Source organism: Paraburkholderia dilworthii (assembly GCF_000472525.1).
Lineage (GTDB): Bacteria > Pseudomonadota > Gammaproteobacteria > Burkholderiales > Burkholderiaceae > Paraburkholderia > Paraburkholderia dilworthii.
Genome location: NZ_AWZT01000051.1, coordinates 1 through 14,973, shown reverse-complemented (window position 1 = coordinate 14,973; position 14,973 = coordinate 1). Strand labels below are relative to the sequence as shown.

The following is a 14,973-nucleotide window of genomic DNA, read 5'->3' as shown; positions in this document are numbered from 1 at the left end:
GGATGCCCCGCGTTCGCCGCTTCGTTTAGAACGGTTGGAAGGAGTGTTCAGCTTCTACGCGTGCGTGGGCAATCCCACCTCGTGCGGACATATTGGGCTCTTACAATGCACTGACTTCAAACGACAAGAGACCCGGTCATGGCCTTCGAGAATTTCACGCCCTTTCGCGTCGCCGCGGGCGATGCGGATATCTTCGGAACGAAGGGCGGAGCGGGGCCGCCACTTCTGTTGCTGCATGGTCATCCGCAATCGCATCTGATCTGGGCGCGCTGCGCAGACCGGCTGGCTCAGCACTTCACAGTCATCGCCACGGATCTTCGCGGCTACGGCGCGTCAGGAAAACCGCAGAGCGACGCGACGCATGCGCCGTATTCGAAACGCACGATGGCCGCCGATCAGGTCGCCCTGATGCGCCACTTCGGGTTCGAGCGCTTTCTCGTCTGCGCGCACGACCGCGGTGCGCGCGTTGCGCATCGCATGGCGCTCGATCATGCAGACGCCGTCGAGCGTTTGATGCTGCTCGACATTGCGCCGACGCTCGCTATGTACGAAGCCACCGACCGCACGTTCGCCACGCATTACTTCCACTGGTTCTTCCTGATCCAGCCGCAGCCGCTGCCCGAAACGCTGATCGGCGCGAATCCGGCTGCTTATGTGGATGCGGTGATGGGCGGCCGTCATGCAGGTCTCGCGCCGTTCGAACCGGCCGCACTCGACGCCTATCGCTCGGCGCTCGCGCAACCGGGTGCCGTGCACGCAATGTGCGAGGACTACCGCGCGTCGGCAAGCATCGACCTTGAACACGACCGCGCGGACATCGAGCGCGGACAGAAGATTGCTTGCCCATTGCGCGTGTTGTGGGGCGACAAAGGCGTGATCGAAAAGTGCTTGGACGCGCTGGGCGAATGGCGTCACGTCGCACGCGACGTAAGCGGCCGTTCGCTGTCTTGCGGCCACTACATACCGGAAGAAGCGCCGGACGAACTGGTTGCCGAAATGCTGTCCTTCTTCGAAGCGGTCGAGCGGTAAGCGTCGAGCGCTTAACCGAGCGGCGGCAGACGGCGCGCGACCGGCGTCGACTTGACGATCGCGCTGCTGGTCTCCGCGCGCTCGGCTACCTTCGACAGAATCTCGTCGAGCTGCTCGATGGAATGCAGATAGAGGCGGCAGATGAAGCAATCGTCGCCCGTCACTTTGTCGCATTCGACAAACTCCGGAATTCGCCGGATCACTTCTTCCACCAGATGCAACTGTCCGGGCAAGGGCTTCACACGCACGATGGCTTGCAGCGTGAAGCCGAGCGCGCGCGGATCGACTTGCACCGTGAAGCGCTCGATCACGCCCTGCGCTTCGAGCCGCCGTATGCGCTCGGCCGTGCTCGGTGCGGAGAGTCCAACCTGGCGCGCGAGTTCGCTTACCGGGCGGCGCGCGTCCTCGGCGAGCGCTGCGAGCAGCGCGCGGTCGATTTCATCGAGAGAAGCAGGCGCTGATGGGGCAAGGCGTTTGGTCATGACGGCCTTCGATTATTAGGTTCGATTGCAATAACGCTTAAGTCTAGCCATGTATTCGCGCGACCGGATTAATTACACTGCTTCGCATGCAGGAATCAATTCGAGGATCGGATCATGGCTTCAAACGAAATCCGGCGCGGCGCGGCGGAGATGACCATCGCGATGCTGATGTCGGGCACTATCGGCTGGCTGGTGGTGTCGTCGCAGCAAAGCCCCTTCAATGTGGTGTTCTTTCGCTGTATTTTCGGCGGCGCGACGCTCGCGCTCGTATGCGCCGTGCTCGGTCTTTTCAGGCGCAAGCTGTTCTCATGGAAGATGCTTGGCCTCGCGCTGCTGGGCGGCGCGGCAATCGTCGCCAACTGGGTGCTGCTGTTCGCTGCCTACTCGCGCGCGTCGATCTCGATGGCGACGGCCGTCTACAACACGCAGCCGTTCATGCTGGTGGCGCTTGGCGCGCTGGTGTTTCGCGAGCGCATTAGCGCGTCGACGATAGTCTGGCTGCTGATCGCATTCGTCGGCCTCGTGTTCGTCGTGAAGGTCGAACCGGCGGTGCTGGCGGTGCCCGGACAATATCTCGCAGGTATCGCGTATGCGGTGGGCGCGGCGGCGATGTACGCGATCTCTTCGATCATCACGAAGCGCTTGAAGGGCACGCCGCCGCATCTGATCGCGCTCATCCAGGTGTTGCTCGGCGTCGTCATGCTCGCGCCGCTCGTGCGCTTCGACGCGCTGCCCGCCACGGGCGTGCAATGGCTCGAACTGATCGTGCTGGGCGTTGTGAACACGGGCCTCATGTATGTGCTGCTGTACGGGGCGATCCAGAAGCTGCCGACCACCATGACCGGTGCGCTGTCGTTCATCTATCCGGTGGTGGCGATCATTGTCGACCGAATTGCGTTCGGGCAGACGCTCGCGTGGATTCAGGTGCTGGGTGCGGTGCTGATTCTGGTTGCCGCTGCCGGCGTCAATCTCGGCTGGCGGATCGTGCCGCAAAGGCGCGTGCGGTCGGCTTGAACGCCGCGCTTTTATCACAAGCGGTGAGCCGCAATACTACGGATTGCAGACGAGCTGTGCACGCGTTTATTCATATCAGCCGACTAATCGCTGCGGGTTTGTGACGCCTGAAGTTGGTGCGCTGGCGTATGCGGGTTCACAGCCGCCGTCAAGCATCTGTAGGGAAATCACTGATGCGGTCAAAAATCGCGCGCGCGTATTATTCGGGCAGACGCTGATCACGTCCGACAGAATTTCCGCCGCTCGCCTTTAGAGGTCGAGCGGCTTTCTTTTTGGGGCGGCGGTTTTGCTCGCCGGCTGCGAGCGGGCGCAATCGCCAACGCGCATACGTAGACGCGCAGTTCTCGCCGGGGATTGATTCAAGCAGCGCGGCGGCTGCGCGTGCTATCGCTCAGGCCGGTTGCGCCGCGCGCGCGACGATCTGCTCGCCTTCCACCGCGAGTGGCCCGTTTGCACCGGCCAGTTCGTCCACAATCGCTTTAATGAGGCAGGCCCATTCGCTGCGCGGCTTCAGCATGGAAGCCGCCGCACGCATGACTGCCGCGTCGTCGAGCATTTGCAGCAGCGTTGCAAAGCTCATCGCGCGAACTTCGAGCAGTTTGAAAACTATCAGCACCTTCAGCGCGTTTTTCGCATTGCGCGCCGGATCGGCGCGCAGCCACGCGACACGCGAGAACGCCCGTTCGAGCGCCTCGCCAACATTCGTGAAGGGTGCGCCATGGCCGGGGATCACGACGCGCACGTCGAGCGCGGCAATCGCTTCGAGCACGGCCTGTTCCTCCGCGAAGCCGCTTTCGCCTTCGAGCTCCGGAAAGATCACGCCGAAGCCGTTTTCCCATAGTGCGTCGGCGCTGACCAGCACGCGTTCGTCCGCGCAGTAGAGCATCAGCGAGTGTGGATCGTGACCGGGCGCGCCGAGCACCTGCCAGTCGAGTGCGCCGAGCCGCAGCGTCGCCCCCGGCGCGATTGTGCCTGTGAAGCCGAAGCGCTCACAGGTCTGCCCCGTCGCGCGGAAAGTCAGACGCGCTTCGTCCCACTCGCGCACGGCGCCGGCTTCGGAAGCGGGAATGAGAGTGCGGCACGGCCACGCCGATTGCAACAGCGCATTGCCGCCGCAATGGTCCGAATGCAGATGCGTGTTGACGATCAGATCGAGCGGCCGCTCGCCGAGCGCCTGGTGTACGAGCGCTAGCGTTTGGTGCGCATGCGTCGCGTAACCGGTATCGACAATCGCCGCGCAGTCGTCGTCGACCAGCAGCACGTTGTTCGACGAAAGCCAGCCGCGTTCGAAGACACGGATCGATGGCGGCAATGCGTTCATAGCGTGTCGACCGATGCTTCGGGTTTCGGCATCACGAGGATGGTGGAGGTGCCGACCACAGCGACTTCGCCGCGCTGATTCTTGACCGTGCCGTCCAGGTGCGTCAGGTCGCCGTTCAGGCTCGGCTTCCAGTAAGCGTCGCGCACGCGCCAGGTCATGGCGAGTGTGTCCCCCGCGTGGGCGGCCCTTTTCAGCTTGATATCGAACTCGAGTCCGAGCGGCTGCGCGTAAGTGGAAAAATGCGTCGCGAGCAGCGCCATGAAATGCGCGGTGGGTTGCGTGCCGGACGCAATCAGACCGCCGAAGCGGCTTTGCGCGGCATACGTTTCGTCGTGATGCAGCGGGTTCAGATCGTTGACGAGCGTTGCGAACGTCTTGACGGAATCCGCCGACAAAGTAAGTGTCGAGCTAAACGTCTCGCCGATGGTGACAATGCGCGGCGGCGCGTTCATCGCTGCACCTTCGCCTGGCTTGCGATCAACCGGGCGCGACGCGCCTTGAGTGCGTCCCACACCGCGCGCTTCTCGTGGTCGTCGTAGAGCGACCAGCCGGCGATTTCGTCGATGGTGCGTAGGCACCCTTCGCACAAGCCGCTCGACGCATCCATCCGGCACACGTTAATGCATGGTGACGGCACGCTGCCGGCTTCGGCTGCCTTGTCGATTCCCGCTGTCATTGCGTCAGGCCGTCTCGCGCAGCGCCACGTCGGCCACCGGCGCACCTGTCAGTGCAATCAGTTCCTGCGCGGTCAGATTGAACACGGCATGCGGATGACCGGCGGCCGCCCACAGGTTGTCGAGCGCGAGCAGGTCTTCATCGATCAGCGTGACCGGTTCTACCGCATGGCCGACGGGGCACACGCCACCAATCGCATAGCCCGTTTTTTCACGGACGAACTTTGCGTCCGCGCGGCCAATCTCGCCGACTTGCGCCGCCACCTTCTTTTCGTCGACGCGATTCGCGCCGCTCGCAACCACCAGCACCGGCGCGTTGTCTTCACGTCGGCGAAACAGAATGGACTTGGCGATTTGCGCGACCGAGCAGCCGAGCCCAGCGGCCGCTTCAGCGGAAGTCTTGCCGGTTTCCGGCAGCATCACGATTCGGCCACTGTGACCGCGTTCACGCAGCAACAGTGCGACGCGGCGCGCGGAGTCCGGCAATGCGGTGAAGTCGTCTGAGTCGGCGTAAGCTTGATCCGTCATCGTTTCAGGTCCTGATTGTCTGGCTGCTTGTTTGTCTGTTTGTTCGTGCGTCCGGCGATGGTCTGCAGCGCTGCGTCGACGCAGGCTTACCGATGCAGGCTCACACGCAGTTGGCCGCCGCTTCGCTGCGTGCCTTGGCGAGCAGCGCCTTGCCCGCGCGCGATACGTTCGGCCGGCCGATTGACGTGGAAATCAAATCGCCGATTGCCACGACTTGGGCGAGGTCGATGCCCGTCTCGATGCCGAGGCCGTTCATCAGGTACAGCACGTCTTCTGTCGCGACGTTGCCGGTTGCGCCCTTCGCATATGGACAACCGCCGAGCCCCGCCACCGACGCGTGATAGATCTCGATGCCCTCCTGCAACGCCGCGTAAATGTTGGCGAGCGCCTGGCCGTACGTGTCGTGAAAGTGCCCGGACAGACGCTCGCGCGCAAACACGCGGGTCACTGCTTCGAAGACTTCGCGCGTGCGCTTCGGCGTGCCGACGCCGATCGTATCGGCAATGTCGATTTCGTCGCAGCCGAGCGCCGCAAAGCGTTGCACCACATCGACCACCGACGCAACCGGCACCTCACCTTGATACGGACAGCCCAGCGCGCACGACACACTGCCGCGAATGCGCAAGCCGTGTTGCTTCGCTGCCTGCGCGACCGGCGCGAACCGTTCGATGCTTTCCGCGATGCTGCAATTGATGTTCTTCTGCGAGAACGCTTCGCTCGCGGCGCCGAAGATCACGATCTCGTCGGCGCTCGCGGCGAGCGCGCCTTCGAAGCCGCGCAGGTTAGGCGTGAGCACCGAATAGAGGGTGCCCGGACGGCGTTCGATGCCCGACATCACGTCCGCGCCGTCCGCCATCTGCGGCACCCATTTGGGCGACACGAACGAGGCCGCTTCGACGTTGCGGAAACCCGCTGCCGACAGCCGGTTGATCAACTCGATCTTGGTGGCGGTCGGCACGAATTCCTTCTCGTTTTGCAGGCCGTCACGCGGGCCGACTTCGACGATTTTCACTTGCTGCGGTACGCCCATGATTGTCTCCCCATACACAGTAGTCGACCCGAGTTAGCGCTTTAGCACTTACTCTCACCCCATGCAAAGCACTTACGCTGGTCCCATACAAAGCTGGCGCGCGAGCGCTCCTTCAATGTAGTTCGGCTGGTCAGTACCCGCGTTCAATATCCACCACACCGCCGACCCTTTCTCCACGCTGTAGCGCGACCATTTTGTTCACGACCTGCGCGACGCTTTCGTCGCGCAACGTCAACGCGGACATGTGCGGCGTGATAGTAATGCGCGGCTCCTCCCAGAACGGATGATCCGCAGGCAACGGCTCCTCGCGAAACACGTCGAGCGTGGCCGCCGCGAGTTGGCCGCTGGCGAGCGCATCGAGCAGATCGGCTTCCACGAGATGCGCGCCACGTGCAACGTTGATCAGATATGCGCCGCGTTCCAGTCTGGAAAACGTGCGCGCGCTCAGCACGTCCGCGGTGTCGGGCGTATGCGGCAGCAGATTCACGAGCACCTTCACGCCGTCGAGAAACGCGTCGAACTGCGCCTCGCCAGAAAACGTAGTGATGCCTTCGACATGCCGCGCGCTACGGCTGTAACCGCGCACTGGCAGGCCGAACGCCGCGACCGTTTGCGCGACGTGTGCGCCAAGCACGCCGAGCCCAAGCACACCCACCATGAACGTCTCGCGCGGATGCGGATCGAGTACTTGCCAGCGGCGCTCGCGTTGCAGCGCCTCGTATTCGTCGAAGCGCCGCAGATAGCGCAGCACCGCATGCGTCACATACTCGGCCATTTGCGGCGCCATACCGGTGTCTTCGAGGCGGATCAGCTGCGCGTTGCGGGGCAGCGTGCCGGGTTGCTCGCGCTCGAGCGCGAGAATTGCATCGACCCCCGCACCGAGATTGAAGATTGCGCGCAGATCGCTGCGGCCGGCCAGCATCTCGCGCGGCGGGCGCCATACGACAGCGAAATCGGCGGGTGCCGTGTCGCCGGGCTGCCNTTCGCGCAGATCGGCTTCGGGCAACGCGCGGGCGAAGTCGTGCAGCCATGCGGCGGCTTCGGTGTTCGGCATATAGAAGAGGATTTTCATGCGGCCTCGTCGTTAAATGCGCGCTCGCGCCGGTTCGCGCAATAAGCGCGGCATGGCGACTGCGAGGCTTTCGACGGCTGCGGCGCGGCGCGCGACGCTGACGACATGAGGGCTCCTCCTTTTATGGGTAGGCTTCATTCTACTTTTTCGCCGGCAATCCCGCGCGATTGCGCACGACCGTGCGCGTTGCGCCGCCTGCGCATGTCGCCAGAGATGCGCTTCGCATGCTGTGCTGCCTGTGTGCGGGCGCAGGCAATTCCCGCGCATCGCCCATAAACAAAGCATAAAAACTTGGTTCGTCCACGCGTCGCGCGGCGGGACAATGACTACCCGGTTTCCCGTAGCGAGGCACAGACATGCTTTCATGCACCAGCTCGCCGTGGCCGCCGCGGCTCGTGACCGTTCCGGGCCTGCACGGCAGCGAGGGCGCACATTGGCAAACGTGGCTGGAACGCCAGTTCGCGCGCTCGTTGCGTGTCGAGCAGGCGGACTGGGATGCGCCGGACGTCGCGGGTTGGGCGAACTCGCTGCGCGAACTGCTCGCGCGCGAGCGTGGGCCTTTTGTGCTCGCCGCGCACAGCTTCGGTTGCCTTGCGACCGCGCATGCGTTGCAGCAGGCATCGTATGGCAACGAGGTAGTCGGCGTGCTCTTCGTCGCGCCTGCGAGCCCGCAAAAGTTTGCCTTCGCCGGATCGTTCGAGGCGCGGCGCCTTGGCGTGCCGTCCATTCTGATCGGCAGTGAAACCGATCCGTGGATGCCGCTTGCCGGCTCGCGCCAGCTCGCGCAGCGTTTTGGCAGCGCATTCGTGAATCTGGGCGACGCGGGGCATATCAATACCGCGGCCGGATTCGGCCCGTGGCCGAGAGCGAAGTATCTCATCGACACGCTCGTGCACTGCGCAGCGCCGCTGCGCTTTCGCGACGAAGCGTTCGAGATCGGGCAGCACGCGCTGGTCTGACGCGCGGCTTCCACGCGCTCACCGCGCACGTTTGTTCGACGTCTACTCGTGCGTGGTTCGATGCTTGCAACTGCGACGACAACCGCGCGGCGCACACAGGCGATCCGCTAGAATCCCGCTTCACGCTGTGCAATCGGGCGGCCACAGGTTTTTCATCGATAGCGGGGAGAACATGGCAGACAGGACGGGCACAACGCGCTGGCTGGCGGCCGGCTTCACGGCGATCGCGCTTGCGCTTGGCGGTATGTCGGCGGCGCGCGCGGACACGTCGTTGCTGAACGTGTCGTACGACGTGACGCGTGAGTTGTACAAGGACATCAATGCTGGCTTCGTCGCCGCATATAAGCAGAAGAGCGGCGAGAGCGTGTCGATCCGCCAGTCGCATGGCGCGTCGAGCGCGCAGGCGCTGTCGGTATTGCAGGGCTTGCAGGCCGACGTGGTGACGATGAACCAGCCGAACGATATCGACCTGCTCGCCGAAAAAGGCCAACTGGTGCCCGCGAACTGGCGTGCGCGTCTGCCGGACGACAGCGCTCCGTACACGACGACGATGGTGTTCCTCGTGCGCAAGGGCAATCCAAAGCACATCAAGGACTGGGACGATCTGGCGAAGCCCGGCGTGCAAGTGGTGATCGCGAATCCGAAGACTTCAGGCAACGGACGCTATACGTATCTGGCCGCGTGGGGTTATCGCAAGCAGCATGGCGGCAGCGACACGCAGGCGCTCGACTTCGAAAAAGCGATCTTCAGGAATGTGCCGGTGCTCGATACCGGCGGCCGCGGCGCGACGACCACGTTCACGCAGCGCGGCATCGGCGATGTGCTGGTGACGTTCGAGAACGAAGTCGCGCTGATGAATACGGGCGTGGGCGCGGGCAATTTCGAGGCGGTGTATCCGTCGGTGAGTCTGCTCGCGGCGCCGCCGGTTTCGATCGTCGACAAGGTGGTCGACAAGCGCGGCACGCGCAAGGAGGCGCAGGCATACCTCGACTATCTATGGTCGCCGGCCGCGCAGGAGATCATCGCGCAGCATCATCTGCGTCCGCGTGACAAGAACGTGCTCGCGAAGCACGCTGCGGAGTTCAAGCCAATCAGGACCTTCACCGTCGAGGAAATGTTCGGCAGTTGGCAGAAGGCGCAGCAAACGCATTTCTCCGATGGCGGGACATTCGATCAGATCATCGTCGACAGGAAGTAATCTTTCCAGCTTGAAATGACGAAGGCCGCTTCGAATTCGAAGCGGCCTTTTTCTATGGCATAGCTTTATAGCGCGCCGAAAATGCGCTTAGTTCGTCGCCGCGTGTGCGGATTGCTCGTGTTCGCAACCGTGCTCGCAGCCGCTCTTATCGAGCGGCATTTGCTGCGCGGCTTCGGCGCGAATGCCGAGACGTTCGAGCAGCTTGCGGTCTGCCTCGGCTTGCGGGTTGCTCGTGGTGAGCAGCTGATCGCCGTAGAAGATCGAATTCGCGCCCGCGAGAAAGCACATGGCTTGCAACGCTTCGTCCATCTGCTCGCGGCCCGCCGACAGACGCACCATTGCGCGCGGCATCGTGATTCGTGCAATCGCGATCGTGCGAACGAATTCGAACGGATCGATCGATTCAGTGCCCGTCAGCGGCGTGCCTTCCACTTGCACCAGATTGTTGATCGGCACCGATTCCGGATACGGGTCCATGTTCGCCAGTTGCGCGATCAGGCCCGCACGTTCGCGGCGCGATTCGCCCAGTCCGACGATGCCGCCGCAGCACACGTTGATGCCCGCATCGCGCACACGTTCCAGCGTATCCAGACGATCCTGATACGTGCGCGTCGAAATGATCTGGCCGTAGAACTCCGGCGACGTGTCGAGATTGTGGTTGTAGTAGTCGAGACCGGCTTCGCGCAGTTGTTGCGCCTGGTGCGTTTCGAGCATGCCGAGCGTCACGCAGGTTTCGAGGCCCATCGCCTTCACGCCGCGAATCATGTCCTTGATCGGTTCGAGATGGCGGTCTTTCGGATTGCGCCACGCGGCGCCCATGCAGAAGCGCGTCGCACCGTTTTCCCTGGCAACCTTCGCGGCGGCAAGTACTTCGTCGACGGGCATCAGCTTGTCGGCTTGCAGGCCCGTATCGTGATGCACCGACTGCGGGCAGTACGCGCAATCTTCTTCGCAGCCGCCCGTCTTGATCGACAGCAGCGTCGACAGTTGCACCGTGTTCGCATCGAAATGCTCGCGATGCGTTTGCTGCGCGCGAAACATCAAGTCGTTGAACGGCAGTTCATACAGCGCGACGATATCGGCTACGCGCCAGCGCGCGAGTTGCTTGCTTGCTGCATCGACATTGGCATTGGCGTTGGCGTTGTTGAGGGCGGCGGTATCCGCAGGCGCTGGAGTGATGTTCAGTTGCGTCATGTGTTCAATCCTCATGAGTGGATGTGATGGTTTATTCAGTGCTGCGCGTGACGCAGCGTCTGCAATAGCCGGTTAATGTCGAGCCGATCAGCGGCGAGTTCCGGCGCGGCCGGGCTCAGATGCGGCACGATGCCGAGCAACGGCGCGTCGTGTTCACGCGCGAGATGCTCGCGGATTGACGCGATGTTTTCGTCGGCGAAAGTCATGTCCGGATCGACGCGATTCGCGACCCAGCCGGCGAGCGTAAGCCCGCGCGCGGCGATCGCTTCGGCAGTCAGCAACGCATGGCTGATGCAGCCGAGGCGCATGCCGACCACCAGCACGACCGGCAGCTTCAGCGCGACGGCGAGATTGGCGGTGTCATGCGTCGCCGTCAGCGGCACGCGAAAGCCGCCGACGCCTTCCACCACGACGACGTCCGCGCGCTTTAACGCCTGCGCGTGGCAAGCGACGATATGATCGATATCGAAACTCACGTTCTCCAAGGCCGCCGCGATATGCGGCGCCGCTGGCTCTTTCAGTAGATACGGCGTGCGCATCGCGGGAGGCAGCAACACGTTGGACGCGGCGTCGAGCTGATCTGCGTCTTCGTTGTGCAGTTCGCCGTTCAACACGAACGCGCCCGCGGCGATCGGTTTCATCGCGGCGGCTCGCAGGCCCTCGCGGACGAAGCCGTGCAACAGTGCGGATGAAACGAACGTCTTGCCGATTTCCGTATCGGTGCCGGTAACGAACAGGGACAGCGCAGGGTTCATGCGAGTCATCCGATTTGCGCTCCTGCTTGTTGCAAGCCCGCTTCGAGCCGGTCGAGATCCGCGTGCGAATGCGCGGCCGACAGTGAAATCCGCAAGCGCGATGTGCCGGTGGGCACCGTCGGCGGACGGATCGCGGGCACCCAAAGACCGGCGCGGTCGAGCGAGGCCGCAATATTCAGCGTAGCCTCGTTCGCGCCGATCACGAGCGGCTGCACGGCGGTGTGCGAATCGACCGGAATCCACGGCGTATTCCTGAGCATCGCGCGCGTGCGATCGATTAGTTGCCGAAGATGCGCGCGGCGCTCATCGCCTTCATCGCCGCCGATGATCCGCAGACTCGCTGATACCGCATGCGCGGCTGCGGGCACCGAAGCCGTGGTGAAAATGTAAGGACGCGCGCGCTGCACGAGCCATTCGATCACCGTCTCATGCGCAACAACGAACGCGCCGGACACACCCGCCGCTTTGCCGAGCGTGCCGATCGAAATCAGGTTCGGCGAGCGCAACGCGGCTTCTGCAACGGTGCCGCGGCCTTGCGGGCCGAGCACGCCGAAGCCGTGCGCGTCGTCGACGATCAGCCATGCGCCATGCTGTTCTGCAAGCGCCAGCAAATGCCGCAGCGGCGCAATATCGCCGTCCATGCTGAACACCGTGTCGGAGACGATCGCTTTGACGTCCGCGTCCGACGCGTCGAGCATCGCGCTCAGCGCTTCCATATCGCAGTGCGGATAGATCTGCACATCTGCTCGTGACAAACGCGCGCCGTCGATCAGCGACGCGTGGTTCAGCGCATCGGAGAAGAGTGTAGTGCCGCGGCCCGCGAGCGCTGTGAGCGTCGCGAGGTTGGCCATGTAGCCGGTGCTGAAGTAGAGCGCGCGCGGGGTATCCACGAAGCCGCCGACGAATTCGGCGAGGTCGTCTTCGAGTTGCGCGTGCGCGCGGGAGTGACCGCCCAGCAGATGCGAGCCGCCGCTGCCCGCGCCGTAGCGTTGCGCGCCCTCGGCAATCGCCGCGATCAGTTGCGGATGCGCGGCAAGCCCGAGATAGTCATTGCTCGCAAAGCCGATGATCTCGCGGCCGTCGACCGTCATATGCGCGGCGCAGGGCGTGTCGGCCGTGCGGCGGCGACGGCGCAAGCCGCGTTCGTCGATTTCCTTGAGCCCCTGCGAGAGCTTGTCGAGGAGATGCATTAGCGGGCCTCCGCGAGCGTTGCGTCGAACGTTTCACGAGTGCGCGAGGCGAGCAGTGCGAGTTCGTCGTCGTCGAGAATGTATGGAGGCATCAGATAGACCGTGGTCGAAATGGGGCGCAGCAGCAGCTCGCGCTGCAACGCGTTTTCGAAGAAGCGGCGCGAAAATGTTTTGGCATGAGCGGCGTTTTCGATGATTGCGTCGAAGGCGAAAATCGTGCCGCACTGGCGCAGATTGCGCACGTGTTGATGCTCCGCGAGCGGCGCAAGCGCGGCCTTCAGCTTTGCCGATTTTTGCGCGTTGACGGCGAGCACGCTGTCGCTCGCGAACAGATCGAGCGTGGCGAGCGCCGCGCGGCACGCAAGCGGATTGCCGGTGTATGAATGCGAGTGCAGGAAGCCGCGAGCGGTGTCGTCGTGGTAGAAGGCGTCGAAGATTTCATCGCGCGAGAGGACGATGGAAAGCGGCAGATAACCGCCGCTAATGCCTTTGGACAGGCACAGGAAGTCCGGCCAGATGCCGGCCTGTTCACACGCGAAGAAGGTGCCTGTGCGTCCGCAGCCAACGGCGATTTCATCGGCGATCAGATGCACGCCGTACTGATCGCACAGCGCGCGCAAGCCGGCGATATACGACGCGTCGTGCATCGCCATGCCGGCCGCGCATTGCACGAGCGGTTCCACGATCAACGCCGCGATTTTCGAGGCACGTGCTTCGAAGAGCGAGCGCACGTGGCTGAGCGCGCGATGCGCGACGTCCGCCGCCGTTTCGCCGGGTTCGGCGAGACGAGCGTCCGGTGACGCGACGACGTGAGCATTGCGGATCAGCGGATCGTAAGCGTCTTTGAACAGCGCGACGTCGGTGACGCCGAGCGCGCCGATGGTCTCTCCGTGATAACTGTTGGCAATGCAGACGAATTCCTGTTTGTCGGTGAAACCGCGATTGCGCCACGAGTGGAAGCTCATCTTCAATGCGATTTCGACGGCGGATGCGCCGTCCGATGCGAAGAATGCGTGGCCCAGCGTGTTACGAGTGAGCGCGCCGAGGCGCTCCGCGAGTTGGATGGCGGGTTCATGTGTGCAACCGGCGAGCATGGCGTGCTCGAGCGTATCGAGTTGATCCTTCAGCGCCGCGTTGATGCGCGGGTTCGCGTGGCCGAAGAGATTCACCCACCATGAACTGATCGCATCCAGATAGCGATGGCCGGCGCGGTCATAAAGCCACGCACCTTGACCGCGCGCGACGGGCACGAGCGGCAGGCGCTCGTGATGTTTCATCTGCGTGCAGGGATGCCAGACCGAGCGCAGGCTGCGGGCGACCCAGTCTTCAGTCGATGTTGACGATGTTGCTGAATTTTCCAAGAGGTACTCCAGGGTGCTTTTTGCCGCTGCGGTTTTGGCCTTTTATGGTTTTTGGGGCGCGGCGCATGATGGTGTTCTGCGCTTGCGCGCGGCTCTCGGCTAGCGTGCGGGGTCGAGATTAGCGGTTTATTTCGGGCTTTGCACTATGCCTTCGGCGGTGCTTTTTCATGACGGCCGTGGGGTTCGGCGAGGTTCGCGGCAGGTGATTTGCGTTTGGATCTGAAGATCGCTAATCGGCGGAGTTGACGACGACAAAGTATTAGGGGTAGTGGACGGGAATTGAGGGGACGTGGTCTTCCGCGCTTGGAGTTCTTTGCGGCCGCAAGGAAAGTCAGCAAGGAACGCGGCCCAAACCGCCAACTCATAAGCGGGCCGCTCGGCTTGGATGTGCAGTGGTGAATCTGAGATCTATTGACTCGCGGCCGCAGCCCCAATCACACGGCAGTCATACGTCTTGCGCCGTACGTGCTCGCCAAAAGGTGCGATTCAGGATCAAACACGTGCGTTAGCACTGTGGAGGCCGGTGTCTCGCCGCATCGGCGAGACACCGCAACGGCGACGAGACCTGCGCCGCGGCTGTGCGGACTGTCCGCTGCTAGCGGGAGTGGTAGAAGAACAAGGGGTAGAAGAGCGATGAGCGCCGCGAAAACAGCTGCCACGCGACACGCGACAACCTATGGCTGGCGAATTGGTAAGCATGACGGAGGAAACGAAGGCGAAGAAAACGAAAGCGGGGTATGAGAGATACTACGGGCAAAACACCGAGCTGGCGGTTCTGAGAAGTACCGCTCGGCGCGCGCAGCGCCGCCGGAAGAATGACTGCCTTGTCACTGACGCGGAATGTGCGGGGGAACGGATTCCAGATGCACCACTGCCCCTTCCAGGCTAGGGGACCCACTTATGAGCTAGCGGTGTGAGCCGCTTTCTTTGCTTATCTTTCTTTGCGGCGGCAAAGAAAGTAAGTGCCGCCCCGCACAGGGGCAACACCAATAGACCACTGCGAAATCAAGGAGAGGCCAACGCGCCAGGAGCACCCCAAACCAACAACCAAAAAACCAAAAACCAAAAAACCAAACCTCATTCCCGACTAGCAACCGCCCGCCGCGCTTCCTCAGAAGAAGCGCCACCCCCGCCAGCCCCACCACTATCCGCCGTCCGCGACCCCT

General features: G+C 63.0%; 15 protein-coding genes. 4 read left to right on the top strand and 11 right to left on the bottom strand.

The features are described from left to right. Nucleotides 1–138: 138 nt before the first annotated feature. A complete protein-coding gene (locus F759_RS0129875) occupies nt 139–1,029 on the top strand; it encodes an alpha/beta fold hydrolase (RefSeq protein ID WP_027803087.1) in 891 nt (296 codons plus the stop codon). Nucleotides 1,030–1,040: 11 nt separating this feature from the next. Here F759_RS0129875 and F759_RS0129870 read toward each other — a convergent pair whose 3' ends face one another. Further along, nucleotides 1,041–1,511, bottom strand: a complete 471-nt coding sequence (locus F759_RS0129870; RefSeq protein ID WP_027803086.1) for an Lrp/AsnC family transcriptional regulator — start codon at nt 1,509–1,511, stop codon at nt 1,041–1,043. Between the two features lie 114 nt (nt 1,512–1,625). Here F759_RS0129870 and F759_RS0129865 point away from each other — a divergent pair, with 114 nt between their 5' ends. Further along, on the top strand, nt 1,626–2,525 hold the full coding sequence (locus F759_RS0129865; protein ID WP_027803085.1) for a DMT family transporter: 900 nt from the start codon (nt 1,626–1,628) through the stop codon (nt 2,523–2,525). A 391-nt stretch (nt 2,526–2,916) separates the two neighbouring features. Here the strand turns inward: F759_RS0129865 and F759_RS0129860 are convergent, their stop codons facing one another. The 6 genes from F759_RS0129860 to F759_RS0129835 all read right to left on the bottom strand — a co-directional run bounded on the left by F759_RS0129860 (nt 2,917) and on the right by F759_RS0129835 (nt 7,150). Then, nucleotides 2,917–3,846 (bottom strand): MBL fold metallo-hydrolase, encoded by a 930-nt coding sequence (locus F759_RS0129860; RefSeq protein WP_027803084.1) that lies wholly within the window; start codon nt 3,844–3,846, stop codon nt 2,917–2,919. Then, nucleotides 3,843–4,298: a MaoC family dehydratase gene (locus tag F759_RS0129855; RefSeq protein ID WP_027803083.1), complete on the bottom strand. Its 456-nt coding sequence runs from the start codon at nt 4,296–4,298 to the stop codon at nt 3,843–3,845. The genes F759_RS0129860 and F759_RS0129855 overlap by 4 nt, the downstream gene beginning before the upstream one ends. Continuing rightward, nucleotides 4,295–4,522 (bottom strand): DUF1289 domain-containing protein, encoded by a 228-nt coding sequence (locus F759_RS0129850; RefSeq protein ID WP_027803082.1) that lies wholly within the window; start codon nt 4,520–4,522, stop codon nt 4,295–4,297. The genes F759_RS0129855 and F759_RS0129850 overlap by 4 nt, the downstream gene beginning before the upstream one ends. Before the next feature lie 4 nt (nt 4,523–4,526). Then, complete coding sequence (locus tag F759_RS0129845) at nt 4,527–5,048, bottom strand: YbaK/EbsC family protein (protein ID WP_027803081.1); 522 nt, start codon at nt 5,046–5,048, stop codon at nt 4,527–4,529. 100 nt (nt 5,049–5,148) lie between these two features. Next, nucleotides 5,149–6,078, bottom strand: coding sequence for a hydroxymethylglutaryl-CoA lyase (locus tag F759_RS0129840; RefSeq protein WP_027803080.1), 930 nt, complete (start codon nt 6,076–6,078; stop codon nt 5,149–5,151). 130 nt (nt 6,079–6,208) lie between these two features. Continuing rightward, nucleotides 6,209–7,150 carry a 2-hydroxyacid dehydrogenase gene (locus tag F759_RS0129835; protein ID WP_027803079.1) on the bottom strand — a complete coding sequence of 314 codons (942 nt, stop codon included), beginning with the start codon at nt 7,148–7,150 and terminating at the stop codon, nt 6,209–6,211. A 356-nt stretch (nt 7,151–7,506) separates the two neighbouring features. Between F759_RS0129835 and F759_RS0129820 the strand changes: the two genes are divergently transcribed. Continuing rightward, on the top strand, nt 7,507–8,109 hold the full coding sequence (locus F759_RS0129820) for an RBBP9/YdeN family alpha/beta hydrolase (RefSeq protein WP_027803078.1): 603 nt from the start codon (nt 7,507–7,509) through the stop codon (nt 8,107–8,109). 172 nt (nt 8,110–8,281) lie between these two features. Continuing rightward, complete coding sequence (locus tag F759_RS0129815; protein ID WP_027803077.1) at nt 8,282–9,307, top strand: sulfate ABC transporter substrate-binding protein; 1,026 nt, start codon at nt 8,282–8,284, stop codon at nt 9,305–9,307. Nucleotides 9,308–9,394: 87 nt separating this feature from the next. On the opposite strand, the gene bioB is transcribed toward F759_RS0129815, so the two are convergent. Genes bioB through bioA form a run of 4 tightly spaced genes read right to left on the bottom strand, consistent with a single transcriptional unit; the run spans nt 9,395 to nt 13,807 of the window. Continuing rightward, a complete protein-coding gene (gene bioB / locus F759_RS0129810) occupies nt 9,395–10,501 on the bottom strand; it encodes a biotin synthase BioB (RefSeq protein WP_027803076.1) in 1,107 nt (368 codons plus the stop codon). 35 nt (nt 10,502–10,536) lie between these two features. Next, nucleotides 10,537–11,265 (bottom strand): dethiobiotin synthase, encoded by a 729-nt coding sequence (bioD, locus tag F759_RS0129805; RefSeq protein WP_027803075.1) that lies wholly within the window; start codon nt 11,263–11,265, stop codon nt 10,537–10,539. Then, nucleotides 11,262–12,446 carry an 8-amino-7-oxononanoate synthase gene (bioF, locus tag F759_RS0129800; protein ID WP_027803074.1) on the bottom strand — a complete coding sequence of 395 codons (1,185 nt, stop codon included), beginning with the start codon at nt 12,444–12,446 and terminating at the stop codon, nt 11,262–11,264. The genes bioD and bioF overlap by 4 nt, the downstream gene beginning before the upstream one ends. Beyond that, nucleotides 12,446–13,807: an adenosylmethionine--8-amino-7-oxononanoate transaminase gene (gene bioA / locus F759_RS0129795; protein ID WP_027803073.1), complete on the bottom strand. Its 1,362-nt coding sequence runs from the start codon at nt 13,805–13,807 to the stop codon at nt 12,446–12,448. The genes bioF and bioA overlap by 1 nt, the downstream gene beginning before the upstream one ends. Nucleotides 13,808–14,973: the final 1,166 nt, after the last annotated feature.

Coding starts and splice junctions, on each gene's coding strand:
- F759_RS0129875 (WP_027803087.1), top strand. CDS start 139: ATGGCCTTCGAGAATTTCACGCCCTTTCGCGTCGCCGCGGGCGATGCG.
- F759_RS0129870 (WP_027803086.1), bottom strand. CDS start 1,511: ATGACCAAACGCCTTGCCCCATCAGCGCCTGCTTCTCTCGATGAAATC.
- F759_RS0129865 (WP_027803085.1), top strand. CDS start 1,626: ATGGCTTCAAACGAAATCCGGCGCGGCGCGGCGGAGATGACCATCGCG.
- F759_RS0129860 (WP_027803084.1), bottom strand. CDS start 3,846: ATGAACGCATTGCCGCCATCGATCCGTGTCTTCGAACGCGGCTGGCTT.
- F759_RS0129855 (WP_027803083.1), bottom strand. CDS start 4,298: ATGAACGCGCCGCCGCGCATTGTCACCATCGGCGAGACGTTTAGCTCG.
- F759_RS0129850 (WP_027803082.1), bottom strand. CDS start 4,522: ATGACAGCGGGAATCGACAAGGCAGCCGAAGCCGGCAGCGTGCCGTCA.
- F759_RS0129845 (WP_027803081.1), bottom strand. CDS start 5,048: ATGACGGATCAAGCTTACGCCGACTCAGACGACTTCACCGCATTGCCG.
- F759_RS0129840 (WP_027803080.1), bottom strand. CDS start 6,078: ATGGGCGTACCGCAGCAAGTGAAAATCGTCGAAGTCGGCCCGCGTGAC.
- F759_RS0129820 (WP_027803078.1), top strand. CDS start 7,507: ATGCTTTCATGCACCAGCTCGCCGTGGCCGCCGCGGCTCGTGACCGTT.
- F759_RS0129815 (WP_027803077.1), top strand. CDS start 8,282: ATGGCAGACAGGACGGGCACAACGCGCTGGCTGGCGGCCGGCTTCACG.
- bioB (WP_027803076.1), bottom strand. CDS start 10,501: ATGACGCAACTGAACATCACTCCAGCGCCTGCGGATACCGCCGCCCTC.
- bioD (WP_027803075.1), bottom strand. CDS start 11,265: ATGACTCGCATGAACCCTGCGCTGTCCCTGTTCGTTACCGGCACCGAT.
- bioF (WP_027803074.1), bottom strand. CDS start 12,446: ATGCATCTCCTCGACAAGCTCTCGCAGGGGCTCAAGGAAATCGACGAA.